This window comes from Citrobacter sp. SX206 (assembly GCF_024181025.1).
Taxonomy (GTDB): domain Bacteria; phylum Pseudomonadota; class Gammaproteobacteria; order Enterobacterales; family Enterobacteriaceae; genus Citrobacter; species Citrobacter youngae.
Map to the genome: position 1 here is coordinate 2,115,217 of NZ_CP049738.1, position 22,896 is coordinate 2,138,112.

The 22,896-nt window shown below is 48.5% G+C and carries 23 protein-coding genes and 3 pseudogenes; 14 read left to right on the forward strand and 12 right to left on the reverse strand.

The features are described 5' to 3' along the window. Positions 1 to 74: 74 nt before the first annotated feature. Positions 75 to 638, reverse strand: coding sequence for a MarR family winged helix-turn-helix transcriptional regulator (locus G8S19_RS10375; RefSeq protein WP_048211529.1), 564 nt, complete (start codon positions 636 to 638; stop codon positions 75 to 77). A 115-nt stretch (positions 639 to 753) separates the two neighbouring features. On the opposite strand from G8S19_RS10375, the gene G8S19_RS10380 reads away from it, so the two are divergent. Both G8S19_RS10380 and G8S19_RS10385 read left to right on the forward strand, forming a co-directional pair. Further along, entirely contained in the window at positions 754 to 984 is a 231-nt protein-coding gene (locus tag G8S19_RS10380; protein ID WP_048211530.1) for a glutaredoxin domain-containing protein, read from the forward strand. A 68-nt stretch (positions 985 to 1,052) separates the two neighbouring features. After that, positions 1,053 to 1,322, forward strand: a complete 270-nt coding sequence (locus tag G8S19_RS10385) for a Rho-binding antiterminator (protein WP_040231149.1) — start codon at positions 1,053 to 1,055, stop codon at positions 1,320 to 1,322. A 28-nt stretch (positions 1,323 to 1,350) separates the two neighbouring features. Here G8S19_RS10385 and G8S19_RS10390 read toward each other — a convergent pair whose 3' ends face one another. Then, positions 1,351 to 2,121: a DeoR/GlpR family DNA-binding transcription regulator gene (locus G8S19_RS10390; RefSeq protein ID WP_061067987.1), complete on the reverse strand. Its 771-nt coding sequence runs from the start codon at positions 2,119 to 2,121 to the stop codon at positions 1,351 to 1,353. Positions 2,122 to 2,239: 118 nt separating this feature from the next. Between G8S19_RS10390 and G8S19_RS10395 the strand changes: the two genes are divergently transcribed. The 4 genes and pseudogenes from G8S19_RS10395 to G8S19_RS10410 all read left to right on the forward strand — a co-directional run. After that, a complete protein-coding gene (locus G8S19_RS10395) occupies positions 2,240 to 2,623 on the forward strand; it encodes a VOC family protein (RefSeq protein WP_048211533.1) in 384 nt (127 codons plus the stop codon). A gap of 375 nt (positions 2,624 to 2,998) precedes the next feature. Further along, positions 2,999 to 3,625 (forward strand): carboxymuconolactone decarboxylase family protein, encoded by a 627-nt coding sequence (locus tag G8S19_RS10400; RefSeq protein WP_048211534.1) that lies wholly within the window; start codon positions 2,999 to 3,001, stop codon positions 3,623 to 3,625. A gap of 36 nt (positions 3,626 to 3,661) precedes the next feature. Continuing rightward, entirely contained in the window at positions 3,662 to 4,069 is a 408-nt protein-coding gene (locus G8S19_RS10405; protein WP_124021169.1) for a cupin domain-containing protein, read from the forward strand. 109 nt (positions 4,070 to 4,178) lie between these two features. Continuing rightward, a pseudogene (locus G8S19_RS10410) lies at positions 4,179 to 4,462 on the forward strand (zinc-binding dehydrogenase); the annotation flags it as partial. A 22-nt stretch (positions 4,463 to 4,484) separates the two neighbouring features. Here the strand turns inward: G8S19_RS10410 and G8S19_RS10415 are convergent. Further along, entirely contained in the window at positions 4,485 to 5,516 is a 1,032-nt protein-coding gene (locus tag G8S19_RS10415) for a mechanosensitive ion channel family protein (RefSeq protein WP_048211537.1), read from the reverse strand. Positions 5,517 to 5,761: 245 nt separating this feature from the next. On the opposite strand from G8S19_RS10415, the gene G8S19_RS10420 reads away from it, so the two are divergent. Next, entirely contained in the window at positions 5,762 to 6,022 is a 261-nt protein-coding gene (locus tag G8S19_RS10420) for a DUF2534 family protein (RefSeq protein ID WP_048211538.1), read from the forward strand. A 48-nt stretch (positions 6,023 to 6,070) separates the two neighbouring features. Here G8S19_RS10420 and uspE read toward each other — a convergent pair whose 3' ends face one another. Together uspE and G8S19_RS10430 are read right to left on the reverse strand one after the other, a co-directional pair. Then, positions 6,071 to 7,021 carry a universal stress protein UspE gene (uspE, locus tag G8S19_RS10425; protein WP_005126626.1) on the reverse strand — a complete coding sequence of 317 codons (951 nt, stop codon included), beginning with the start codon at positions 7,019 to 7,021 and terminating at the stop codon, positions 6,071 to 6,073. A 174-nt stretch (positions 7,022 to 7,195) separates the two neighbouring features. Then, a complete protein-coding gene (locus G8S19_RS10430; RefSeq protein WP_253686529.1) occupies positions 7,196 to 8,569 on the reverse strand; it encodes a PLP-dependent aminotransferase family protein in 1,374 nt (457 codons plus the stop codon). 102 nt (positions 8,570 to 8,671) lie between these two features. Between G8S19_RS10430 and G8S19_RS10435 the strand changes: the two genes are divergently transcribed. After that, the gene (locus tag G8S19_RS10435) at positions 8,672 to 9,433 is read left to right on the forward strand and encodes an AzlC family ABC transporter permease (RefSeq protein ID WP_048211540.1); all 762 of its coding nucleotides are present in this window, start codon (positions 8,672 to 8,674) and stop codon (positions 9,431 to 9,433) included. Beyond that, on the forward strand, positions 9,433 to 9,732 hold the full coding sequence (locus tag G8S19_RS10440; RefSeq protein ID WP_253686531.1) for an AzlD family protein: 300 nt from the start codon (positions 9,433 to 9,435) through the stop codon (positions 9,730 to 9,732). The genes G8S19_RS10435 and G8S19_RS10440 overlap by 1 nt, the downstream gene beginning before the upstream one ends. Before the next feature lie 261 nt (positions 9,733 to 9,993). Here the strand turns inward: G8S19_RS10440 and fnr are convergent, their stop codons facing one another. Together fnr and ogt are read right to left on the reverse strand one after the other, a co-directional pair. Continuing rightward, entirely contained in the window at positions 9,994 to 10,746 is a 753-nt protein-coding gene (gene fnr / locus G8S19_RS10445; RefSeq protein ID WP_003020397.1) for a fumarate/nitrate reduction transcriptional regulator Fnr, read from the reverse strand. A gap of 194 nt (positions 10,747 to 10,940) precedes the next feature. Then, positions 10,941 to 11,456: a methylated-DNA--[protein]-cysteine S-methyltransferase gene (ogt, locus tag G8S19_RS10450; RefSeq protein ID WP_048211542.1), complete on the reverse strand. Its 516-nt coding sequence runs from the start codon at positions 11,454 to 11,456 to the stop codon at positions 10,941 to 10,943. 197 nt (positions 11,457 to 11,653) lie between these two features. On the opposite strand from ogt, the gene smrA reads away from it, so the two are divergent. Beyond that, positions 11,654 to 12,217 (forward strand): DNA endonuclease SmrA, encoded by a 564-nt coding sequence (smrA, locus tag G8S19_RS10455; RefSeq protein WP_048211543.1) that lies wholly within the window; start codon positions 11,654 to 11,656, stop codon positions 12,215 to 12,217. Positions 12,218 to 12,229: 12 nt separating this feature from the next. Here the strand turns inward: smrA and G8S19_RS10460 are convergent, their stop codons facing one another. Both G8S19_RS10460 and G8S19_RS10465 read right to left on the reverse strand, forming a co-directional pair. Further along, positions 12,230 to 13,462, reverse strand: coding sequence for a sensor domain-containing diguanylate cyclase (locus G8S19_RS10460; protein ID WP_048211544.1), 1,233 nt, complete (start codon positions 13,460 to 13,462; stop codon positions 12,230 to 12,232). Positions 13,463 to 13,529: 67 nt separating this feature from the next. Then, positions 13,530 to 15,644: a bifunctional diguanylate cyclase/phosphodiesterase gene (locus tag G8S19_RS10465; protein ID WP_253686533.1), complete on the reverse strand. Its 2,115-nt coding sequence runs from the start codon at positions 15,642 to 15,644 to the stop codon at positions 13,530 to 13,532. Positions 15,645 to 16,055: 411 nt separating this feature from the next. Here G8S19_RS10465 and G8S19_RS10470 point away from each other — a divergent pair, with 411 nt between their 5' ends. The 4 genes and pseudogenes from G8S19_RS10470 to dbpA all read left to right on the forward strand — a co-directional run bounded on the left by G8S19_RS10470 (position 16,056) and on the right by dbpA (position 20,223). Continuing rightward, positions 16,056 to 17,222, forward strand: a complete 1,167-nt coding sequence (locus G8S19_RS10470) for a methyl-accepting chemotaxis protein (protein WP_253686624.1) — start codon at positions 16,056 to 16,058, stop codon at positions 17,220 to 17,222. Between the two features lie 157 nt (positions 17,223 to 17,379). After that, positions 17,380 to 18,363, forward strand: coding sequence for a zinc transporter ZntB (gene zntB / locus G8S19_RS10475; protein ID WP_061067982.1), 984 nt, complete (start codon positions 17,380 to 17,382; stop codon positions 18,361 to 18,363). Positions 18,364 to 18,692: 329 nt separating this feature from the next. Then, positions 18,693 to 18,821, forward strand: a pseudogene (locus tag G8S19_RS22485) (hypothetical protein); the annotation flags it as partial. Positions 18,822 to 18,849: 28 nt separating this feature from the next. Continuing rightward, complete coding sequence (gene dbpA / locus G8S19_RS10480; RefSeq protein WP_061067981.1) at positions 18,850 to 20,223, forward strand: ATP-dependent RNA helicase DbpA; 1,374 nt, start codon at positions 18,850 to 18,852, stop codon at positions 20,221 to 20,223. 95 nt (positions 20,224 to 20,318) lie between these two features. Here dbpA and ttcA read toward each other — a convergent pair whose 3' ends face one another. The 3 genes and pseudogenes from ttcA to G8S19_RS10495 form a co-directional block, all read right to left on the reverse strand. Further along, positions 20,319 to 21,254: a tRNA 2-thiocytidine(32) synthetase TtcA gene (gene ttcA / locus G8S19_RS10485; protein ID WP_199969484.1), complete on the reverse strand. Its 936-nt coding sequence runs from the start codon at positions 21,252 to 21,254 to the stop codon at positions 20,319 to 20,321. Between the two features lie 49 nt (positions 21,255 to 21,303). Further along, positions 21,304 to 21,845, reverse strand: a pseudogene (locus tag G8S19_RS10490) (site-specific integrase); the annotation flags it as partial. 514 nt (positions 21,846 to 22,359) lie between these two features. Next, positions 22,360 to 22,740 carry a hypothetical protein gene (locus G8S19_RS10495; RefSeq protein ID WP_232034702.1) on the reverse strand — a complete coding sequence of 127 codons (381 nt, stop codon included), beginning with the start codon at positions 22,738 to 22,740 and terminating at the stop codon, positions 22,360 to 22,362. Positions 22,741 to 22,896: the final 156 nt, after the last annotated feature.

The window sequence follows — 22,896 nt, forward strand, 5'->3', positions numbered from 1 at the left end:
GTCAAATTCCTGTAGCGAGTGGTTATCCTGGAAAGCGGCAACCCGGCCACATGAAGACACTATAACAGAGAAGATCATACGTCCGGGGGCTGATGCTCCCGACAAATTAACATCGAATCATCCTCGCTCAACGGTTCTTTCGTTAAATTACAAAATCCCTGACCATTTACTTTTTGGTGGAACCGACAGCTCTGGCACAGACCAAATCCCGGCACATTACTGGTGCGCTGAATGCCCCGCAGAAGTTCGAAGAGTAGCTCCTTGAGTAAACCCGCGCGTTCACCCATCGCAGATTCGCCCGTCATCAAAAATGAGGGGGGAAGCAGGGCATCCAGCAAATTTTTGGCCGACTCGGTGAGCTGCAGATGAACGCTACGCTTATCCCTGGCATCCTGCGTGCGTACCACCAGTCCTTTTGATTCCAACAACTTTAGCGATTGTGACACCGTTCCTTTGGTGAGACCGAGGTAGTCCGTCACGGCGAGAGGCGTATTGGAGTAGCGGTTACAGCGTGCGAGATACATCAACGCACTGAGCTGTACTGGCTGAAGATCCGCCAGTAAAGGATGCTGGCGAAACCACATCCGCGTCAGACCAGACAGTCGGTCCAGTACGTCAAAAAGCGACATATCATGCATAACAAAATCCTCCTCGGCATATAGTATCGACTAAAAACTATATTGACAAAGCATAAAACTGGCGTAGCATAAATTATAGTATCGATTCGATACTAAAATTTAAAGGAGAGGTATCATGACCAAAGCCCGTTTTTATCATGCTGGTTGCCCGGTTTGCGTTTCCGCAGAAGAAACACTGCTACAGTATCTGTCCCCGGATGTGGAAATCGAGGTTATTCATTTGGGAGAACAACCCGATCACGTTGCAGAGGCGGAGCGAATCGGAGTGAAGTCTGTTCCCGCTCTGGTAATCGACGGTAATGTGCTGCATATCAACTTTGGCGCACCTATCGAAGCGCTGAAATAGCGTCGCATGTTCGGGAAGTCGCGTGAGCTATTTCCCGAACCGGCGTGGACATAGGGAAGGGGGGATTTATGTGTGCGGCAGAAAAGTACCATCCTGTCGATTGCGATCTGCATGACTATCTGGAGATTGCCTGTCTTTATCACTATTTGCTGCGCATTGAACTGACTACCGGGGAACACTTTGATGCCAGGGCCGTGACGACATGCACCACAGCAGACAAAGAGGAATTCTTGCTTGTGGAGTGCCATGAACACCATCATAGAATTCGCCTGGACTATCTGTCAGCCATTACCCCATTGACGGCTGGCGCCACTTTTAGCACCGTGATATTCCGTTGAATTTACACGTAAAAAGTCTGCGCCACCGTTATACGGTGTAAATGCGGATGTCATGCGCCTGAAAAGCGGTGCCGTACTGCTTGCTGATGTTTTCCTCCACGACAATGACATCAATGTTACTGCTGGCGGTGACAACATAACGTGCGACGGCAGGGATCTTATCCGCCGTCAGTGCGACGATAGTTTCGTTACACTGCTTAATTACCGCTTTTTTAAACTCACAATCGGCGTAATCAAACCCGGTTAATCCGGACTCCGGTGCCATCGCACAACCACCAATAAAACCTTGATCAAATAAAATATCCTGTACCTGGGCAATGGCTGTCGGACCTACGCACCCACCGGACGATCGCTGCACTGGCCCACCTAACATGATGACCTCGAATAGCGGTTTTTTCAGCAGTACGGCGGCAATATCAGGTGAATTTGTCACGACGGTTAATGCCAGCTCAGCGGGAAGGGCTTCAGCCATTGCCAGGTTGGTTGTTCCTGTGTCGATAAAAATACAGCTTCCGGATTTCACTAGCCGGGCACATCTTTGCGCGATGCTGCTCTTTTTCGCGGTATTAATATTCTTGCGTACTGTGATGTCAGCTGACTCTGGTAGTGAAATGACAGCCCCGCCATAGACTTTCTTGCAAACACCTTCTTTACACAACTCATGTAAATCGCGGCGGATCGTATGTTCTGACACCCCCAAACGGACGGCCAGTTCAGTACAGATCACTCTGCCGTTTTCCTGCAGGATCTGATAGATAAGCGCCTGGCGTTGATCCGGGAATGCAGCGTAATCGAGCATGAGAACTCCATAAAAATAAACATCGAGCAATAACGTGCATAATCCTGCATTATAATGCAGGATGTCAATATCCCTTAACGGGGGCGTACCGTTCAGAGTAAACGATAAGAGGATCGCGATGAAAATTGCACACATGGCTTTATGGACCCGGGATCTTGAACGACAAGCCCGGTTCTGGGTGTCGTTTTTTGATGGTGTGATAAACGAAAAATACTGCAGCAAAACCAATCCCGGGTTTGAATCTTATTTCGTCAACATTGGTGAGGACATTGCGATTGAGTTAATGACCAAACCGGGACTGACCCACCCTGTACCTGACAATAACACTTCAGGATGGGTGCATCTGGCTCTCTCTGTTGGTGGCGCGGGGCATGTTGATGCTCTGGCTATACGCGCAAAAGAACAGGGCATCCTGGTCTCCGGACCACGAACCACCGGTGACGGGTATTACGAGGCCGTCATTCAGGACCCCGACGGTAATTTAATCGAGATTGTAGCGTAATACGTAGATCAGGCCGGATGACAAAATTGCCCGCGCAGGATCTGTAGTTCAGTAATACCTCGGGTTATTTGTTGGGTGGCCAGACCGAGTGTTGCGGCAGCCTCTCTGAACTTCAGCGTTTCGGCTGCCGTAAAAAATATCTTTCATGTGTCGAGTTTATCCAGCATATGAGTCGCTGGCCCGTGAAATTGGATGCACCGCAAGTGGATGTGACGGACAGCGCTGTACTGCCACATTGTGGATAGCGCTATTCATGACTTGTCTTCATAGGTTTGTCCTTATTTGACCCTCTAATCGTCGATACGTTGAGCCTCTATAATTTTTGCGTTTTCAGCATTCGGCGGCAGAGGCTGTCGCCTCCCCGGAGAATCGAACATGTCAAATCATTTGAATGCCAGACAACTGGCAGTTGTCCCCATTGCAGCATTCACTGCCACAGGACAGCCAGATAAGCTGGAGGCAGCGCTTAATGCAGGGTTAGATGCAGGACTAACGCTGAATGAAGTGAAAGAGGTTTTACAGCAGCTTTACGCGTACTGTGGTTTTCCCCGTAGCCTGAATGGCCTGTCGTGCCTGATGTCGGTAGTGAAAGTCCGCAAAGAAAAAGGGATTGTGGATCCAGAAGGGAAATCCACTACGCCGCAACCTGTTGACTGGAACAGCCTGCTGGCGGGGAGCCAAACGCAAACCCAACTGGTTGGACAGCCGGTTAGCGGTCCGCTGTTTGATTTTGCCCCTGCCATTGATACCTGGCTTAAAGCACATCTGTTTGGCGATATTTTTCAGCGCGATGTACTGGACTGGCCGACTCGTGAACTGGCAACCGTCTCTGCGTTAGCCGTACTGGGCGGCGTGAACAGCCAACTGAAAAGTCACTTCGCGATCAGCCTGAATGTTGGGTTCCGCCCTGAGCAACTTATCGCGTTTACTGCGCTACTTAAGCAGCACTGTGGTGCTGAGATTGCGGAAAATGCCCGTGCAGTTCTTGATGAATGTATTTAAGGAATTCCGTTAGCTAATACCCCAGCAGGAGTCATGATGAACGAACAATTTGATGGCAACAGCGTCTTTCTCCGGGGAGAGAAAAATGAAGCCTATGCGAAGTACTTCACCGGGACCAGCTATCTGACCATGCTTTCAATGGAAGGAGTGGTGATTGGTAACGTTGCATTTGAACCTGGCTGCCGTAATTTTTGGCACATTCATCATCAGGGCGGTCAAATTCTGCTGGTGACTGGCGGCAGAGGCTGGTACCAGGCGTGGAATCAACCTGCGCGAGAACTGAAAACGGGTGATGTGGTTCATATTCCGGCGGGAATGAAACACTGGCACGGAGCTGCACGTGATAGCTGGTTTGCCCATATTGCGGTAGAAATCCCGGTAGCAGGCGCATCGAATGAATGGCTGGAGCCGGTCGCTGACGCCGAGTACAACCTGTTGCCCTGAGCTATGCTGGTTGAGGTGCACTTTATCTCTGAGGAGATCGAAATAGCCATGAACGTGAAGGGTTATGCCGCGCTGGCGGTGAAAGAAGATCTGGTCCCGCACAGTTTTGTTCGTCGTGAAGGTGCCGGAAGGAATCGACTTACGTGGTGCTGCACCGTTGTTGTGTGCCGGTATCACCACATGGTCGCCGTTGCGTCACTGGCAGGTTGGGCAGGGGAGTAAAGTCGCTGTTGTTGGGTTGGGTGGCCTGGGACACATGGCGATCAAGATTGCTAAAGCATTGGGGGCTGATGTTACGTTATTCACGCGGTCGCCAGGCAAAGAAGCTGATGCCAGACGCCCGGGGGCAGTGATGTTGTGCTTTCAGCAGACAGCGAACAGATGAAAGACGCGGGTATCCGCGTCTTGATTTTGGTTAGTGGGCAGAAGGTTGTGCCTCGGCGTTATCCATATACAACGTCTGACTGGGGAACGCAAAGTCAGCACCGTTTTCCTGAACTATTGTAATAATTTTCAAGTACACATCTTGTTGTACAGCAAGCCACTCCTGCCACACGGTGGTTTTCGTGAAGCAATACACCATGATATTCAGTGATGAATCGGCAAATTCATTAAAATAGACCAGCAGGGTTTGTTTTTGATCTATTCCGGGATGATTTTGCAACATTTTTCTGACCGACTCGACAACTGCGCCAATTTTATCAGCATCTTCATAACGTAACCCGATCACCGTTTTGATTCGTCGATTACTCATCCTCCCCGGGTTTTCTACACTGATGGAAGAGAAAATTGAGTTCGGCACGTATAACGGACGGTGGTCGAAGGTGTTTATTTTGGTCATTCTCCAGCCGATTTCCGTTACCGTACCTTCGATATTTCGGTCCGGAGAGCGGATCCAGTCACCGATGCTAAACGGCCTGTCGAAGTAGAGCATAATGCCAGAGAAAAAATTGCTCAGGATATCTTTACCTGCCATACCGACAGCGATACCGCCGATGCCGCCGAACGTTAACAGCCCTGACAGGCTCATGCCGAAATGCTCACCGTACAGCAAGATGATGGCGACGACGATCGTAATCTTAATGATGCGTGACATGATCCTCGCACTGGTGATATCTCTGCCCTTACTAATCTGCGTTTTTTCAAACTGGTTGATGACCAGAAAGAGTTTTATCGTCAGGATCAACGCAATCAACGAGGTACAGATAAAGTCGACCACGCTTGGGGAGATAAATTTCAGCTTATAACTATCGATGACGTTATTCGCAATAGTGCCAAACGTACCAATGATAATGGCATAAACAAAAAACTGTGCTGCGTGGAATATGAATCCTTTGCAGTGTTTTTCACTACGATGAAACCACACGCTCATCAGGACTAACGCTGCACAGCTGCTGAGAATTACCGTTAAATTAAACGCATTATTTATAAACAGTTCAGCGATCATGATTCTCCCAGGTCACTCCGTGTTAGCTAAATATCATCTGACATCCTTCATCAGCGGATATTTTACCCAGTTCAGGCTGTCAGATCATTCATCAAAAGGAGAGCGAAATAATACAATCAGCGTTATTTTCAGGCGAATAGTGCGCATGTCAAGTTTGAGTGTGGCGTATGTAGCAGACAGTGAGTTGATGTCATGGTATTGTTGCTGCAAAGTAACACGGTTTTCATCTGCATAAGGACGATATTATGATCATGGCTAAGCTGAAGACAGCGAAGGGACGGAAGTTTCTGTTATGTCTGCTTGGGGTATTTATTATTGCGGCATCGGTTGTGACGCGCGCGACGATTGGTGGCGTCATTGAACAGTATGACATTCCGCTTTCCGACTGGACAGCTTCGATGTATGCCATTCAATCCGCAATGATTTGCGTCTACAGTATGGTTTTTACTATTTTGCTGGCTATTCCGCTCGGTATCTATTTCCTCGGAGGCGAGGAGAAGCACTAAGAACATGTCATGCCGGATGACATCGCCATCCGGCATTTTGCTGCAGGATTAATCGTCTTCTTCGTCGTCCAGTTCAACCGGAGTCTGGTACTGATCCGGTTTGATAACCAGCAGGTCGCAACGCAGATGGTCGATAACCTGTTCTGCGGTATTCCCCAAAAACGCAGCTGATATGCCGGTGCGCCCAACGGTGCCGAGTACCACGATACCCGCCTGTAAATGCTCAGCTAAATCCGGGATGACCTCTTCAGGCAATCCTTTTTCAACGTGTGTAACTTTTTCATCAATACTGAATTTCTGGCGTAATGCCTTCATGGCCAGCAGATGTTGTCCACGGATGGCGTCGTTGTACACGCTGGGATCAAATTCAGGTAGCTCAATCGCAATGTTGATAGGCGTTACAGGATAGGCGCCCACCAGGTGTACTTCGGTATGGTTAACCTGTTCTGCGAGCTGCAACGTTTCTTTGACCAGTTTTTCATTGAGTGCATTGTGATATGCCTCTTCACTGGCGAGGTTCACCGCTACCAGCGCTTTACCACCTTCCGGCCACGGCTGATCTTTGACCATCCACACCGGGCTTGGACATTTACGCAACAAATGCCAGTCAGTTGGTGTGAAAATCACGGCTTCAAGGCGATCGTGTTGGTGTGCCATTTTGAGCACCAGGTCATGCTTAGCGCTGATCACTTCCTGGATGATGGCTTCAAAGGGACGGTTGTGCCAGACCACTTTAATATCAAGCGGGATCCCTGCTTCGATATAGTATTTCGCTTGTTCACGTATCCATGCAGTTCGCTGGCTGATGACCCCCTGACGCATTGCCGTACGCTCGTCCGGCGACAGCAGGGTGGTCATCTCGTAGGAAAAGTCATAGATCGGCAAAAAGGCTTTAATTTTGCCACCAATCCGTTGATGCAAATAAACAGCTCGCCGTAATGCTGGTTGATCGTCCTGGTTTGGATCGATGACTACCAGCATGTTTTGATACATAGCCATACAGGGTCTCCTTACAACTGTCACCGCAGTTTGTATTTAAAAGAGTAACCCAATAATGTGGATTGAAACAGGGGAGAACCTCTTGCCAGATCAATAAACTGGGGAAATCTCCAGCTTTTCCCCACATCCCGCTCAATTTAAACCATTTTCCGTTGTTTCTATTGTGCTTGCGCGCTACACGGAAAAAGTTTGGACGTGTGGACGTTTCAACTGCCCGGCAATCTCTTTAAGAGTTAAGAGTGCCCGGTGAAGTTGTTCTATCTCCGGCCCACCAATGCACAGTCGGATACCTGACTGCTCGGATAACGGGTTGACCTCTGTTGATACGGGTGAGGTAACTTTGATCCCTGCCGCTAAGGCTGCTTCGTAGAACGGCTGTACGCTTTCGCGATCCAGTGGCAACCAGAGGTGAAAGCTGGGATGCCCGGAGCGATAAAGATGCTCACCTAAAATAGAAAAGGCTAATTCATAGCGGCGAATTGTTTCGTGTTCTATCGCAGAGGTTACGGTTTCCGCTGTACCATCAAGTAACCATTGCTCCATGATCGCGCAACTTATCGGGGAAACCATCATTGCCGTTGCTCTGAGCATCGATTCAGCTCGGGAATATAGCTGTTCAGGCAGCAGAAGTCCGCCGATGCGTAACGTGGGGTTCAGTATTTTAGATAAGCTATTTACATACAAAGTGATATCCGGTGCTAATCGGGCAATTTGTGGGAGTTCAATATTACGGGTGAGTCGATAGACATCATCTTCGATAATAAATAATGCGTTTGCACGGCAAACGCGTATCAGGTCTTTTCGCCGGGCAAGACTCATTATGCGCGTCGAAGGGCTTTGTAGCAGGGGAGTGACATATACCGCACTGCGTTTGTCATCGCTGGCATCCAGCATTTTCTCCAATACTGAAACATCCATCCCTTCGTCATCCATCGGGATGCCAACCAGTCTCAGTTTTAACAGCCGTGAAAGTTGGATCAGTCCGGAATACGTTTGCGCCTCCACATAAAGTGTCCCAAAAGGTTCGCATACCGTTGATAACGCCACTGAAAGCGCATGTTGCGCTCCGCTGGTAATAATGAGTTGGCGATAATCAGCGGGCATTCCCAGCCTGTTGAACCAGCGAGCCATCAGGCGACGGTGTTCGTCATGGCCGGCTGCCGGCGCGTAAGTGTTGAACATGTCCATATCCGGACGGCGAGCGATTGCCGAAAGTGTCGCGCTGAGTGAACGCGAGCTTAGCGCAGCCGGGGGGGTATTTTGCGACAAATCGATGACGGTCTGACCACGCGAATTTGCTAGTGCTACAAACATCCCGCTTCCTTTCACACTTCTGACAAGTCCACGTTTCTCAAGGATCCCATAGGCTTTCGTTACGGTGCCAAGCCCGATACCCAATGTGTCCGCTAAATTACGGTGGGCTGGTAAGCGGGCGCCATGCTGAAGCGATCCTGAAAGGATATCTTCGGCCAGGGCCTCAACTAATTGTTCTGTTGGAGATGTCGCATTGCTGGACAGTCTCGGCTGCCAGGGAGAACGCTCACGCATCGGATCACCATAAGTGTAATGTGACACTATTTATATTTACTAATAGTGTCACACATTCTATTCTGACGCCAGTATCAAAATGGGTCAGAACAGGCATCGGGTATGAGTGTGAAAAGTATGAGTGAAAGTATAGATGGCGCAGGATCTGCAGATGATCCGACAGCCATTGATAGTATTAGAAAAGACGTTGTCCGTGGGTTGAAAGACGGTTTTCCCGTTTTACTTGGCGTGATTCCTTTTGCTCTGGTTTTGGGGGCCCAGGCCAGCCATAAAGGACTCAATGGTTTAGCTGTTCCGCTAATGACGGGATTAAATTTTGCTGGTGGATCTGAATTTGCAGCAATACAAATCTGGACTTCACCTCCCCATATTTTTCTTATTATGGCAGTTACATTCCTGGTTAATAGCAGACATATTCTGATGGGGGCAACTCTTGTTCCGCTGTTGATGCGTTTTTCTAAGCGTAAAGTTTTACCTGCACTTTTTTTTATGACTGATGAAAGTTGGGCGTTAAGTTATAGTGATGCATATAAAAGAAGCATTAATAATGTTCCTCATTTTAGTATGCCTTATTATTTAGCCGCTTCTTTTTCTTTTTATACTATGTGGGTAGGTTGTACCACGTTAGGCGCGTTAATCGGCCCTGTGCTTGGCGATGTTCATCGTTACGGTTTTGATATGGCTTTTCCCGCTGTATTCCTTGTGCTTGTCAGGGGCATGTGGAGCGGTTTTCGCAAAGCGATACCGTGGTTTGCCAGCCTGATTGTTGCGGTTGCGGTTTATCATTATGTCCCCGGTGTTTGGTATGTCATGGCAGGTCCGTTGGTGGGATTAGTGGTTGCATGGTTGCAGGGGGATAAATAATGCCAGACCAGCAAACGCTGTTCGCCATCCTCCTGATGGTTCTGACCACCTATGCGACACGTATTGCGTCGTACATGATATTGCGCAACCGGGTGTTATCCCCCAGATCGATGGCCGTTCTTAAATCATCGCCAGGATGCGTCATGCTGGCATTTATCGCACCTTATTTTGCGTCCGGAAACCCTGCCGATCTTATCGCATTAGGTTTAACACTGATCGCCGCATTACGTTTTCCTATGCCTGTCACCGTTGCTATTGGTGTGCTGACCGCTGCTATCCTGCGTCATTATCTCGGCTGAGAATATTGGATTATTTACAGAAGTAAATGTCTGACCATGGAATAGTTTGGTTATTATATTGAATCACCTCAGAGGCTTTTTATGCTACCAGGCAGGAAAGAGTTTTTAACCGTAGTTATTGTGACAGCATTAAGGATGGGAATATTTATATTGAGTACACTTATAGTTTTTATATTTTAATTAAATCAGAGCAGAAGAGCCTTCTGCCAAACCATTAAATTGGGGTAATTTAGCAATTTGACAGAAGGTTAACTGAGAAGGTTACGCAACGTTACGCGTGTGGCCAGCAAGGACGGCCAGCGCGTCGCTATTCTCAATAGTGATATATTTACCTTTCACCGCCAGCATACCGCTTTTCTGGAAGCGACCCAGCAGGCGGCTAATGGTTTCAACCGTCAGGCCGAGGTAATTACCGATATCGCCACGGGTCATTGTCAGACGGAATTCGCGCGGAGAGAAGCCCCGCTGGGCAAAACGGCGGGACAGATTGTAGATAAAGGCCGCCAGGCGCTCTTCAGCGTTTTTCTTCGACAACAACAGGATCATATCCTGGTCGCCTTTGATTTCACCGCTCATCAGACGCATCATCTGCTGACGCAGGTTCGGCATCTTGCCGGACAGGTCATCCAGCGTTTCAAAAGGAATTTCGCATACCATTGAGGTTTCCAGCGCCTGAGCAAAGCTCGGGTGATGGCCGCTGCCAATGGCGTCAAAACCTACCAGGTCACCCGCCAGATGGAAACCGGTAATCTGCTCATCGCCTTGTTCGGTAATGGTGTAGCTTTTAATCGTTCCGGAGCGGATAGCATAGAGTGATTTAAGCTCATCACCTGCTTTAAAGAGCGTTTGCCCCTTTTGGATAGGCTTTTTGCGCTCGATGATGTTATCGAGCTGGTCAAGCTCATGCTCGTTAAGTGTGAACGGGATGCAAAGCTGGCTGATGCTGCAATCCTGGCAATGGATAGCACAACCGCCAGACTGAATGCGCCGTATAATTCGCTTTTCCGGGATCATAGGTCTGCTCAAGCCGTAATTGATATTTGTCAATTTTAACATCTTTTTGGTGAGCACGTAAGCCTGAGCTACTCCCAATAGAGAATAATTCAGGCATAAGCGAGTTGAATGTTTGTATCTATCTGATTAACCGCACTTTATTTGGGGATGCATTGTGTGGAAGTGTGATGAATAAGGCATTAATTGCCTGGATTCTAGAGTAACAGATAGCCTTCATGGCGCAATAACCACTCTTTTCGCTGCACGCCACCCGCATAGCCAGTCATTGTGCCATTCCGTCCAATCACGCGGTGGCACGGGACGACGATGCTGACAGGATTGGAACCATTAGCCGCACCAACGGCTCTGGCGGCACCGGGGCGCCCCAGTTGTTCAGCCAGTTGTCCATAATGCATGACCTGCCCGCAGGGGATAGAACGTAACGCTTTCCAGACCTCGCGTTGGAAAGGGGTTCCCGCTGTTGCGGTTTCAAGCGTATCTATAATGCTGAGATTTCCCGCAAAATACTCTGCCAGCTTATCGCTTAGCCCTCCGGGGTTTTTGGCAGCAATACGCTGATAACCCTCGGAACGATAATGAATATCGAGTAATTGCTCCATACGATCGCGATGTTGATCCCATTCAACCGCACGCAGGCGAAATTGCTCATCACAAATTACCCACAACGGGCCCAGGGGTGTTGCAATGATGTCTTCAAGTAAGTTCAGCATCCGTTTTTCTCATTACAGGCGGGGTTACACATTATCATGTCAGTGATAGTCGTTTCTATACCCCAAAAAACGGATCTTAACTTGTGGAGGTAAAGGAATGTCGAACGGTGCGTTATTGGAAATAACCGTAAACCGTTGTCGGTATAATAGTGCGCGGTTATGATAATGACCGTCGTAAAATCGCTGGAGGATGAAACATGAACCATGATGATGCATCGCTGTTTCTTGACGCCATGGGGGATGTTCAACCACTGAAGGGATGCGCCGATGTTCACTGGCAGCCAACGCGTAATCTTCGCGCTCCGGCACGTATTGATACACTGCAGCTGGATAACTTTCTCTCGACAGGTTTTCTGGATATCGTCCCGCTGAGCGTTCCGCTGGAGTTTCGTCGTGAAGGGTTACAGCATGGCGTGACTGACAAGCTGCGCACCGGGAAATATCCGCAACAAGCAAGCCTTAATCTTGTGCGACAGCCCGTTGAAACCTGCCGCCAGATGCTATTTAGCTTTATTTTACAGGCGCAGCAGGATGGGTTGCGCAACGTCCTGGTGATTCACGGCAAGGGGCGTGATGATAACTCCCATGCCAACATCGTTCGTAGCTACGTCGCGCGTTGGTTAACGGAGTTTGATGATGTGCAGGCTTTCTGCACCGCACTGCCGCATCATGGCGGCAGCGGGGCATGTTATGTGGCGTTACGTAAAACGGCGCTGGCGAAACAGGAGAACTGGGAACGCCACGCTAAACGTAGTCGCTAGACAGGGTAGTCATCAGGCAGCCAGCACTCTGTTTCTGCCTTCATTTTTGGCTTTGTACAATGCGTCGTCCACGCGTTTAAATAACTCATCAATACTTTCATTGGCTTCGTGTCGCGCCACACCAATACTGACAGTAAAGCGGGGAAGGCCAGGGAGGCTCACCTTGGCTACCGTCGCGCGTATTACTTCAGCGAGATTAAGTGCTGCATCTAAAGACGTGCGTGGCAAAAGCAGTACAAACTCTTCTCCCCCCCAACGAAAAACCAGATCGTCTTTTCTTGCACAGGATTCCAGGGTGCGTGCCAACGCGCAAAGTACATCATCCCCTTTTAAATGCCCGAAAAGATCGTTGATGCTTTTAAACCGGTCGGTGTCGATTAGCAGCAAACTGTAATCCTGCGTTAACGATGTTGTGTGTGTCTGCGCTGGCTCAGTTATCTGATAAAAATGCCGCCGGTTGAGTAATCCGGTTAACGCGTCATGCAAGGCGGCGCGTTCCAGTTCCAGTTCCAGACGTTTTTGCTCGGTAATATCGTGAACAATGCACAGCATCAGCTTATTGCCGTAGATTTCGATAGGACCGGCATAGGTTTGTACGTGACGGGTGCTTCCATCGGCAAGTCTGTGGACAAAATGTAAGGGCTTATGGCCACCAGGAAGATGCGCAATTTTATGCATTATCGGCAATATATGGCGCCCCAGCATATTGATTTCCCATGTATGCTTCTGACACATCACGTCATGATCATAGCCATAGAAATTCAGGGCACTGAGATTTGCATCCACAATCAATCCGTCGCGTGACGGATCAATAAGCAACATGGGTGCTGAGTTAGTCTGGAAAAAACGGGCATAGAATCCTTGTTTTTTCCGCTGATAGGTGGCAGAGCGGCTGGCTTTCAGACCTTGCGCTGTCGGTGTTTCAATGCCTTCATAGAGGATAACATCACCTATATCCTGAAGCGTCCTGATGGACAAACGACAGGCCAGCGCGATTTCCTCGCTTTCGCGGTAAACCGTGAGTATCTCTACAATGTCATGATGATTTCGCAAATCACTAAGATACATAGGTAAATCATTTTGTGCGTGCGTGGAGAATGTGCCTTTTCTGAGAGGGGGGAAACACGGGGCCTGCATCAGTTCCCGTGCAACGGTATTGGCGAACACCAGTTCTTCGGTATGTGGCGAAACGATCCAGACCGGAATGGTTAATAAATCCAGTGAATGCAGCTCGTTTATGCTCATCGATAATCCCGTTATCTTCATATGCTGTGTTGCCGGTTTATTGGCGAATTTTTTTAATTATGCAATCTCACAATGTTATTGATTGTCGGTGAGACAAGGGTTGTACCGTTGGTTTTACTTTTGTGGCGTTTTCAGTTTGTATCAAGTCATAGATTTTATGTGCTGGCAGCGGTTTCGCATACAGGAAGCCTTGCAGCACACCGCAGCCCATCTGGGTTAACAGCGTTTCCTGCTCCTGGGTCTCTATACCCTCTGCCACAACGCGCATATTCATAGAGTGCGCTATGTCTATAATAGTAGACACGATTTTTGTATTTTTGCTGTTCTCACTAATATCTTTGACAAATATTCTGTCGATTTTTAATTCTCGTGCCGGAAGTGATTTCAGCATCAATATATTTGAATAACCGGTGCCAAAATCATCAATAGAAACGGTGATCCCCAAATCGGCAAACGCGTTCAGGACTTCTACGCTGCGTTTTAAATTTTTAAGTGCCGTACTTTCAGTCAGTTCCAGCGTGAGATGTGCTGGTGAAAGCTGATATTGTGCCAGGGCGTTGCAGACTATATCGACAATATCAGGTTGTTCAAACTGGGCTGGTGACAGATTAACGGCAAGGGTCCACTCCGTGTGGCCTTGTGACTTCCATTGATATAACTGACCGCATGCCTGCTGGAGAACCCAGGTGCCGACAGGAATAATCAGGCCTGTTTCTTCAAGTGCGGGCAGGAATTCAGCCGGCAGCAGAATGCCGCGTTCAGGATGATGCCAGCGTAACAACGCCTCAAAACCCGTCAGAGAGCGATCCCCGGCGGTATATTTAGGTTGATACCATAATTCAAATTGATTCCGCTCAAGCGCTTGCGACAGTTCCTGCAAGAACGTTGGCGGCGTATCGGCGATAGCCTCCATCTCTGGGGTATAAATCGCCCAGCCGTTTCTGCCAGCCTGTTTGACATGATACATCGCAGTATCGGCTTTAACTTTTAGCTCATGTAACGTTGAGCCGTGTTCGGGATAAAGACTGCTTCCCGCGCTTAACGAAACGCGAATGGTATGTCCAAACAGTGTAAAAGGTTCTTTGACGGCGCTGGCAATACGGGTCATCAGCACTGAAATTGCTTCCCGGTTGCTGTTTGGCACCAGCAGGATAAATTCATCACCACCCAGCCTCGCCAGCGTCATGGTGTCCTCAAGGCAGTTGTATATGCGTTGTGTGCTGGAGATAAGCAACTGATCGCCAATGTGATGGCCCCAGGTGTCGTTTACGATTTTGAATCGATCAAGGTCGATAAAGACCAGGGCGAAGTGTTGTTGATGCAGTTTGGAATGACGCAGGCAGGTCTGTAAGCAGACGTCTATTTGCGTTCGATTGGCAAGGCCGGTCAGCGCATCGAAGTGGACCTGGTGCTCAAGCTGGCAGTTCAGTTGATGCAGATTATCGGCCAGTCTTGAGGTGCGTAGCTGAGAATCCACCATCGAAATGACCAGCATAATACCCAGAATCACCAGCGTGACGGCGCAGACCCAGATAGAGAGTTCCAGCGTGCTCAGTCCATCATGCGCAGTGTGACCGAAATGCGAGAAGGTGGCCGCCCCCATCCCGGTGTAATGCATTGAGGCGATCGCCAGCGCCATTACCAGAGCGGCAATAAGTCGGTTTATTAATGCGCGTCGGGTATTTTGCCGCAAATGAAAAGCTAACCACAGGCCGATCCCTGACGCGATAATGGCAATGACCACGGAAAGCAAAATGAGTGAGAACTGCCAGCGGATAGCAACATGTTCAACGATAGCGACCATGCCAACGTAGTGCATGGTCACAACACCGGTGCTTAATAGGCTTGTTGCAACAATAAGCCGCCTGGTCGAAAGCGTTTGACCTGATATCGCAATATTGATGGCAAGCGTCGCGGAAATGAGTGCGATCAAAAAAGAAAATGCCGTGAGTGAAAAGTGATAATTAATTGGCATACTCATTTTCATGGCCAGCATGCCAATAAAATGCATCGACCAGATCCCCATCCCCAGCGTTGCCCCGCCAGATAAACGCCAGAAAGTCGATTCCCGACGACTAGAGATCGCCACTTTCCCTGCGCTATCGAGGGCAATAAACGAAGCAATGAATGCGACAACAAAGGAAATCCCAATCAGTACAGGGTCCCATGACACGTGCAACATCTTACTACCCATCGATAAAAAACCGTGATGATAAATCTAGCAGATTCTGTCCAGTTAACCTGGTAAAACCAGGCGCGTTCTTAGTTTCCTGTCAGCAGTATTAGTCTGAGCCGCTATAACGGTGGAGTACGTGATGTTTGCTTATGAAAACATTCACCGAGTTTATGATTTGGCGTATTTTTGTTCGCATTGTGCACTGGGTGACAATAGTCTGGCAACTGGCGTGAACGCCAGCTTATGCGGGATAAATAACCAAACTAATGTAAACTGGTGGTGCGATAGTGTGCTTTAAGTGAAAAGGCGGCATGCTCTCTTTGAAAGTGGAACTTTCGGTATCGCGGAATGGCAATCTGCATTGCAGGTGCTATAAAAAATAATACTCCGCGTTATTCTTTGGCAGGCAGGATTAAAATGTTAAATAATATAAGCGTCAGGACGTTTATTACTTTATTTCTGGTATGTACCGTAGTGGCCCTCAATATCGTAGAGGTAATATTATCTGCAGGATTTAATGTCATTATTGGCACTGATGTGGTTTGTACTATTTCACTATTATATTTATGGTGGTATATGACAAAATATCTCGTCGTGCCGATTAATACGGTAAAAGAAAGCATTGAAGAGGTGACTGCAGGGAATCTGGCAATGAGTATTCCTGAGTTCGGTAATAATTGTGCTGGCAGACTTATTCCGGGAATTAACAGTCTGGCGAGTAATATTTCCACGTTAGTCAGTGAGATCAGATCCTCTTCGCGGACCGTGATGACGCTTTCTGAACAACTCGCGGAGCGTAGCGCTGAACTGTCAGTAAAAACGGAACAGCAGTCTGGCGCGTTAATGCAAACAGCTGCGAATATGGATGAGATAGCGGTTAGTACGCGCAATAATGCAGACAATACGCACATGGCGAGCGCCCAGGCAAATATTGCGACACAATCTGCTCGCCAGGGGGGCGATTTAATGGTGCAGGTCGCCACCAATATGCGCTCGATCACCGACTGCGCTCAGCAGATGACTGAAATTATCGCGTTAATAGATGGTATTGCATTCCAGACGAATATTCTGGCATTGAATGCGGCGGTTGAGGCGGCGAGGGCTGGTGAACATGGCAAAGGTTTTTCTGTCGTTGCAGGTGAAGTGAGAATATTGGCACATCGTAGCGCAGAAGCGGCAAAAAGTATTAAACGGCTTATCGATGAAACGCATCACAATGTCCAGCAGGGTGCGGCGGTTGTACGTGAAGCCGAAAAAAACATGCAGGATATTGTGGGTGGTGCAGGGCAATTAAATCAGCTGATGGCGGAGATATTAACAACCACACGGGAACAGGAAAACGGGATCACCAGAATTACCCAGGCTCTTGCCGAACTGGAAAACGTGACGCAAAGTAATGTCAGCATGGTCGATGAGTTATCTGATTCGTCCGGTATCCTGAAAAGTCAGGTGAATGATCTTCTGTCACGCACACATAAATTTCGCTTAAGTAAAAATCTGTCTGTCGAAACAACCACGATCTTGCATCGAGATTCTCCTGTCTCCGGACTACGTCAACGGGTTAAATGCAGTTCTTCATATTAAGATTCAACATCTGTTCGCCACAGCGCCGAACCCGTCGGCGCTTTTTATTTTCTTGAACACTTTTATGAATCATTTCAGCATAATGGGACAATGCGATATTGCTTAACATATACTGAAGACTAGACTAACAAAAAGTTTGAATGTTTATGGAGGCGCTGTGGAAGCCATTAAGGGAACCGAAGTTAATGTGCCGGATGCCGTGTTTGCCTGGCTGCTGGATGGTCGCGGTGGCGTGAAACCGCTGGAAGACAACGATGTTATCGACAGTGCGCATCCGTGCTGGCTGCATCTTAATTACACCCATTCTGATAGCGCGCAATGGCTGGCGACAACGCCTCTGCTTCCTAATAATGTGCGTGATGCACTGGCGGGAGAAAGTACTCGCCCGCGCGTAAGCCGGGTCGGGGAAGGGACGCTGATTACGTTACGCTGTATTAATGGCAGCACCGACGAACGCCCTGACCAGCTTGTCGCCATGCGCTTATATATGGATGAACGCCTGATTGTCTCAACACGTCAGCGTAAAGTGCTGGCACTGGATGATGTGGTAAGTGACTTGCAGGAAGGGACGGGACCGTCTGACTGTGGTAGCTGGCTTGTGGATGTTTGTGATGCCTTAACCGATCATGCCAGTGAGTTTATCGAACAATTGCATGACAAAATTATCGATCTGGAAGACAACCTGCTGGATCAGCAGATCCCGCCTCGCGGTTTTCTGGCATTGCTGCGCAAACAACTGATAGTCATGCGGCGCTATATGGCCCCTCAGCGCGATGTTTATGCGCGCCTGGCCAGTGAACGTTTACCGTGGATGACTGACGATCACCGACGTCGGATGCAGGATATCGCCGACAGATTGGGAAGAGGGTTGGATGAGATCGACGCATGCATCGCCCGGACCGGCATTATGGCGGATGAAATTGCTCAGGTTATGCAGGAATCTCTGGCGCGAAGAACCTATACCATGTCGTTGATGGCAATGGTTTTTCTGCCCAGCACATTTTTAACCGGACTGTTTGGCGTCAATCTCGGGGGGATTCCCGGTGGCGGCTGGCAGTTTGGTTTTTCGCTATTCTGTATACTGTTAGTTGTCCTGATTGGTGGTGTTACTTTATGGTTGCATCGTAGTAAATGGTTGTAACAACTACGTTTTTTATTGACTTTCGTGAGTGAAAACGGCGAAGTTTTTGAGCGAGGTCAATAAACCATCTACCTATTCGGGGCAATATCTCTCTCGCAGGTGAATGCAACGTCAAGCGATGGGCGTTGCGCTCCATATTGTCTTACTTCCTTTTTTGAATTACTGCATAGCACAATTGATTCGTACGACGCCGACTTAGATTAGTCGGCTTTTTTTTGCCTGCAGGAAACCAGCGTCTACCCTAAAAGGGTCAGTCTGACTCACTGGAGGGTAATATGACCTGCTTATTCGCCCCGTTGCAGTTGCAACGTCCCCATTCCGATACTGTTCCCACCGACCCGGTTCCGATTCCCGACTCCATACCTCGTCCGCAACCTATGCCGGACCCGTCACCGGATGAAGAGCCGATTAAATTGTCGCATCACGGGCGCAGATCTGCGAGGATACGCGCCTGCTGAATGTGAGTTTTTACCGCGAGATTAAATTGTGACCGCTTTTTCAACCCTGAATGTTTTGCCTGCCGCCCAACTCGAGAATCTTAATGAGCTGGGTTATCTTGAAATGACGCCTGTTCAGGCCGCTGCGTTGCCGGCAATCCTGGCAGGAAAAGATGTTCGTGTGCAGGCAAAAACCGGCAGTGGCAAAACGGCCGCGTTTGGTCTTGGCCTGTTACAACACATTGATGCTGCGCTGTTTCAGACTCAGTCGCTGGTGCTGTGCCCAACCCGCGAACTGGCTGACCAGGTCGCCGGTGAATTGCGTCGTTTGGCGCGTTTTCTGCCAAATACCAAAATTTTGACGCTGTGCGGTGGCCAGCCCTTTGGCGCACAGCGTGATTCTCTGCAACATGCCCCACATATTATTGTTGCCACGCCGGGACGTTTACTCGACCACCTGCAAAAAGGCACCGTCTCCCTTGATGCGTTGAATACGCTGGTGATGGATGAAGCCGACCGGATGCTGGATATGGGATTTAGTGATGCAATTGATGACGTAATCCGCTTTGCGCCAGCGTCACGTCAGACATTGCTGTTTTCCGCAACCTGGCCGGAAGCGATTGCCGCGATCAGTGGTCGCGTGCAAAACAATCCGTTAACGATTGAGATTGATACAGTCGATGCGTTGCCAGCGATTGAACAACAATTCTTTGAAATCTCCTCACACGGCAAAATTCCGCTGTTGCAAAAATTACTTAGCCAGCATCAGCCGGCATCATGTGTGGTTTTCTGTAACACCAAAAAAGATTGTCAGGCTGTTTGTGATGCACTGAACGCAGCCGGGCAAAGCGCATTATCGCTTCATGGCGATCTTGAGCAACGCGATCGGGACCAGACGCTCGTACGTTTTGCCAACGGCAGTGCTCGTGTTCTGGTTGCCACCGATGTGGCGGCGCGTGGCCTGGATATTAAATCGCTCGAGCTGGTGGTTAACTTTGAACTGGCATGGGATCCGGAAGTTCATGTACACCGTATTGGACGTACTGCCCGTGCGGGTAACAGTGGCCTGGCGATTAGCTTCTGTGCGCCGGAAGAAGCGCAACGTGCCAATATTTTGTCCGAGATGCTGCAACTGAAGCTGAACTGGCTACCCGCACCGGGTAATGGTTCAATTCTGCCGTTGGAGGCTGAGATGGCGACACTGTGCATCGATGGCGGTAAAAAAGCTAAAATGCGGCCTGGTGATGTATTAGGGGCGTTGACCGGAGATATTGGTCTGGACGGGGCAGATATCGGCAAGATTGCCGTTCATCCGGCGCATGTCTACGTGGCCGTTCGCCAGTCTGTGGCACATAAAGCGTGGAAGCAACTGCAGAACGGTAAGATCAAAGGTAAGAACTGCCGGGTTCGTTTATTAAAATAAATGCCCGTAGGAATGCCTGATGGCGTTCCGCTTATCAGGCCTACTGGTACTGACGTAATACCTTGTCCAGTAGGCCGGATACGGCATCCTCTCTATTACTTCACTTCCACCACGTTCAGACGCAACTCATCTAACTGGTTTTCATCTTCTTCCGGCTGCCAGCCTGCTGGTTGCAGTGGGATCTCTTCACGATCGAATGCCAGATCACCGCCATCTACCACTTCTGAGCCGTGTTTGATGCCTTTAAAATCGAACAGATTAATATCGCTCAGGTGAGAAGGCACCACATTCTGCATCGCACTGAACATCGTTTCAATACGACCTGGATAGCGCTTGTCCCAGTCACGCAGCATATCAGCGATCACCTGACGTTGCAGGTTAGGCTGTGAACCACACAGGTTGCACGGAATAATTGGGAAACCTTTCGCTTCAGAGAAGCGCTCGATATCTTTTTCGCGGCAATAGGCCAGCGGACGGATCACAATATGCTTACCATCATCGCTCATCAGCTTCGGCGGCATGCCTTTCATTTTCCCGCCGTAGAACATATTTAAAAACAGCGTTTGCAGGATGTCGTCGCGATGGTGTCCGAGCGCAATTTTGGTGGCGCCTAATTCGGTTGCCGTGCGGTACAAAATGCCGCGGCGCAGACGAGAACAGAGAGAGCAGGTCGTTTTGCCTTCAGGAATTTTATCTTTGACGATCCCGTAGGTATTTTCTTCGACAATTTTATACTCAACACCCAGTTGTTCCAGATACTCCGGCAGGATGTGCTCCGGGAAGCCCGGTTGTTTTTGATCCAAATTTACGGCGACCAAAGAGAAACTGATTGGGGCGCTTTGCTGCAAATTCCGCAGGATTTCCAGCATGGTGTAGCTATCTTTCCCACCGGAAAGACACACCATAATGCGATCGCCGTCTTCGATCATATTGAAATCGGCAATAGCTTCACCTACGTTACGACGCAGGCGTTTCTGTAATTTGTTCAGGTTGTATTGTTCTTTCTTTGTAACTTGTTGATTATATTGCATTCTTACCGTTCTCAAAAAACAAAAGGGGCATATAAGGGGCAAACTTCCATCACAGGGCTAGTTTGTTATTCAACATTGCAACCTGATCGCCATTCATTTCTTCAATCCATGTACTGTAGACTTCGTACACCATTTGCACGTTTTCATGCCCCATCTGATTAGCTATAAATGATGGGTTCGCTCCAGCCGGTAATAGCCAGCAGGCAAAAGTATGCCGCGTATGGTACGGATTACGGCGACGAATACCAGCACGTTTTACAGCGGCGTTCCAACTCGCACCGATGCTACTCATAGAGTAGTAAGGTTTTTGCTCTTCTTTTCGCATCCGGGGCATAAAAAGTGTACGCGTTGGTTTTCAGTCTTACCGTACTCTCTATGGTGGAACACTATTTTTGTCCTGGGTTGTCGTGCAGTCATTTCGCGCTGAACTTTGAGCGCATCCAGTGCTGGCTCCAGTAGTTTTATCGTCCTGATCCCGGCATCTGTCTTTGGTGGTTCGAAAGTCCCAATGATGGTCAGGTTGCGGCAGACTTTGACAGTACCCACCGCCATGTCTACATCTTCCCAAGTCAGAGCGGCCAGCTCACCGTGTATGTCTCTTTCATTTTGCTGCACCCTTATGGGGTCGGCCCTTCAGAAGCACCGCAGTAAAACATAATACCCATCACTGAATAAGAATACCTAAGCGATACAATCCCCTTTAGCACAAGGGGATCTTTATGTCTGATGTTGTCTCAGAACTGAGCTGAAACAAACCGTGATAGTTGGTTCACCAGATTAAGTGGTTGTAATGGCAAATAATGATGCAGATCGGAAAATCAACCCAACTTATACAGGTCGCTATTGAGAAATTCGAAACCCGCGAAAAATAGAAAAGGGCATATGTGTGAAAGTAAGCAGGATTGATACTTCGTAGTATTAATTCTAAATACAATGTATGCGGCTTTTTATAAAAAACCCCGCAATGCGAGGTTTAGTGTGCGACATAACTTGAATCAAAAGACATTAATTTGATTACTTACTTTGCATAACCTTTAAATACGCCTTTATCATCCATCACAGCAAGCTTACCGTTTTTATAAGCGATAAATGTATACAATCCTTGTTAGTAAGTTGTAGTTTCTTTTGTTTCTTCAGCAGTTGCTGCTGGCTTACCATCAACGACAAGGCCGTTCGGTGTCATTTCCAGTTTCATGCCGTTCCAGTGTTTCACACCTGCTTTTTTTGCTGCCTGTGCTTTCTGATCAACATTTTTGTAATGTTTGCGGTTGATTTCATTTCCTTCACGGATTGCAGCGGCTTGCTGATTTGAAGCATTCAATGTAGCCATGTTTGACTGGTAGTTACGCCAGTACGCTTTCTCTTCCTGGTAACACACATCACGGCTAACACCCTTTGCCTCACATTGTGCGAGACGTTGTTCTTCTGATACGCAACCAGCCAGAACACTAACTGCTGCCAGGACTGCCAGATATTTAATCTTCATACTCATCACCATTAATTTATAACTTTATGTTTTAATTGTATTTTATTTTTCGGCGTTCAACTTCTTTTGCGTTCGCCTTTGCGTAATACATATTTCCGTCTTCACGAGCATGTTTGCACAGTTCATCGTTGCTAAATTTTTGTGCACGTTCGTCAG

Coding starts and splice junctions, on each gene's coding strand:
- G8S19_RS10415 (WP_048211537.1), bottom strand. CDS start 5,516: ATGATCGCTGAACTGTTTATAAATAATGCGTTTAATTTAACGGTAATT.
- G8S19_RS10380 (WP_048211530.1), top strand. CDS start 754: ATGACCAAAGCCCGTTTTTATCATGCTGGTTGCCCGGTTTGCGTTTCC.
- fnr (WP_003020397.1), bottom strand. CDS start 10,746: ATGATCCCGGAAAAGCGAATTATACGGCGCATTCAGTCTGGCGGTTGT.
- G8S19_RS10495 (WP_232034702.1), bottom strand. CDS start 22,740: ATGAAGATTAAATATCTGGCAGTCCTGGCAGCAGTTAGTGTTCTGGCT.
- G8S19_RS10400 (WP_048211534.1), top strand. CDS start 2,999: ATGTCAAATCATTTGAATGCCAGACAACTGGCAGTTGTCCCCATTGCA.
- G8S19_RS10435 (WP_048211540.1), top strand. CDS start 8,672: ATGAGTGTGAAAAGTATGAGTGAAAGTATAGATGGCGCAGGATCTGCA.
- G8S19_RS10470 (WP_253686624.1), top strand. CDS start 16,056: ATGTTAAATAATATAAGCGTCAGGACGTTTATTACTTTATTTCTGGTA.
- G8S19_RS10430 (WP_253686529.1), bottom strand. CDS start 8,569: ATGCGTGAGCGTTCTCCCTGGCAGCCGAGACTGTCCAGCAATGCGACA.
- ttcA (WP_199969484.1), bottom strand. CDS start 21,254: ATGCAATATAATCAACAAGTTACAAAGAAAGAACAATACAACCTGAAC.
- G8S19_RS10465 (WP_253686533.1), bottom strand. CDS start 15,644: ATGTTGCACGTGTCATGGGACCCTGTACTGATTGGGATTTCCTTTGTT.
- G8S19_RS10405 (WP_124021169.1), top strand. CDS start 3,662: ATGAACGAACAATTTGATGGCAACAGCGTCTTTCTCCGGGGAGAGAAA.
- G8S19_RS10420 (WP_048211538.1), top strand. CDS start 5,762: ATGATCATGGCTAAGCTGAAGACAGCGAAGGGACGGAAGTTTCTGTTA.
- G8S19_RS10375 (WP_048211529.1), bottom strand. CDS start 638: ATGCATGATATGTCGCTTTTTGACGTACTGGACCGACTGTCTGGTCTG.
- uspE (WP_005126626.1), bottom strand. CDS start 7,021: ATGGCTATGTATCAAAACATGCTGGTAGTCATCGATCCAAACCAGGAC.
- smrA (WP_048211543.1), top strand. CDS start 11,654: ATGAACCATGATGATGCATCGCTGTTTCTTGACGCCATGGGGGATGTT.
- G8S19_RS10440 (WP_253686531.1), top strand. CDS start 9,433: ATGCCAGACCAGCAAACGCTGTTCGCCATCCTCCTGATGGTTCTGACC.
- G8S19_RS10385 (WP_040231149.1), top strand. CDS start 1,053: ATGTGTGCGGCAGAAAAGTACCATCCTGTCGATTGCGATCTGCATGAC.
- G8S19_RS10460 (WP_048211544.1), bottom strand. CDS start 13,462: ATGAGCATAAACGAGCTGCATTCACTGGATTTATTAACCATTCCGGTC.
- G8S19_RS10390 (WP_061067987.1), bottom strand. CDS start 2,121: ATGCTCGATTACGCTGCATTCCCGGATCAACGCCAGGCGCTTATCTAT.
- G8S19_RS10395 (WP_048211533.1), top strand. CDS start 2,240: ATGAAAATTGCACACATGGCTTTATGGACCCGGGATCTTGAACGACAA.
- ogt (WP_048211542.1), bottom strand. CDS start 11,456: ATGCTGAACTTACTTGAAGACATCATTGCAACACCCCTGGGCCCGTTG.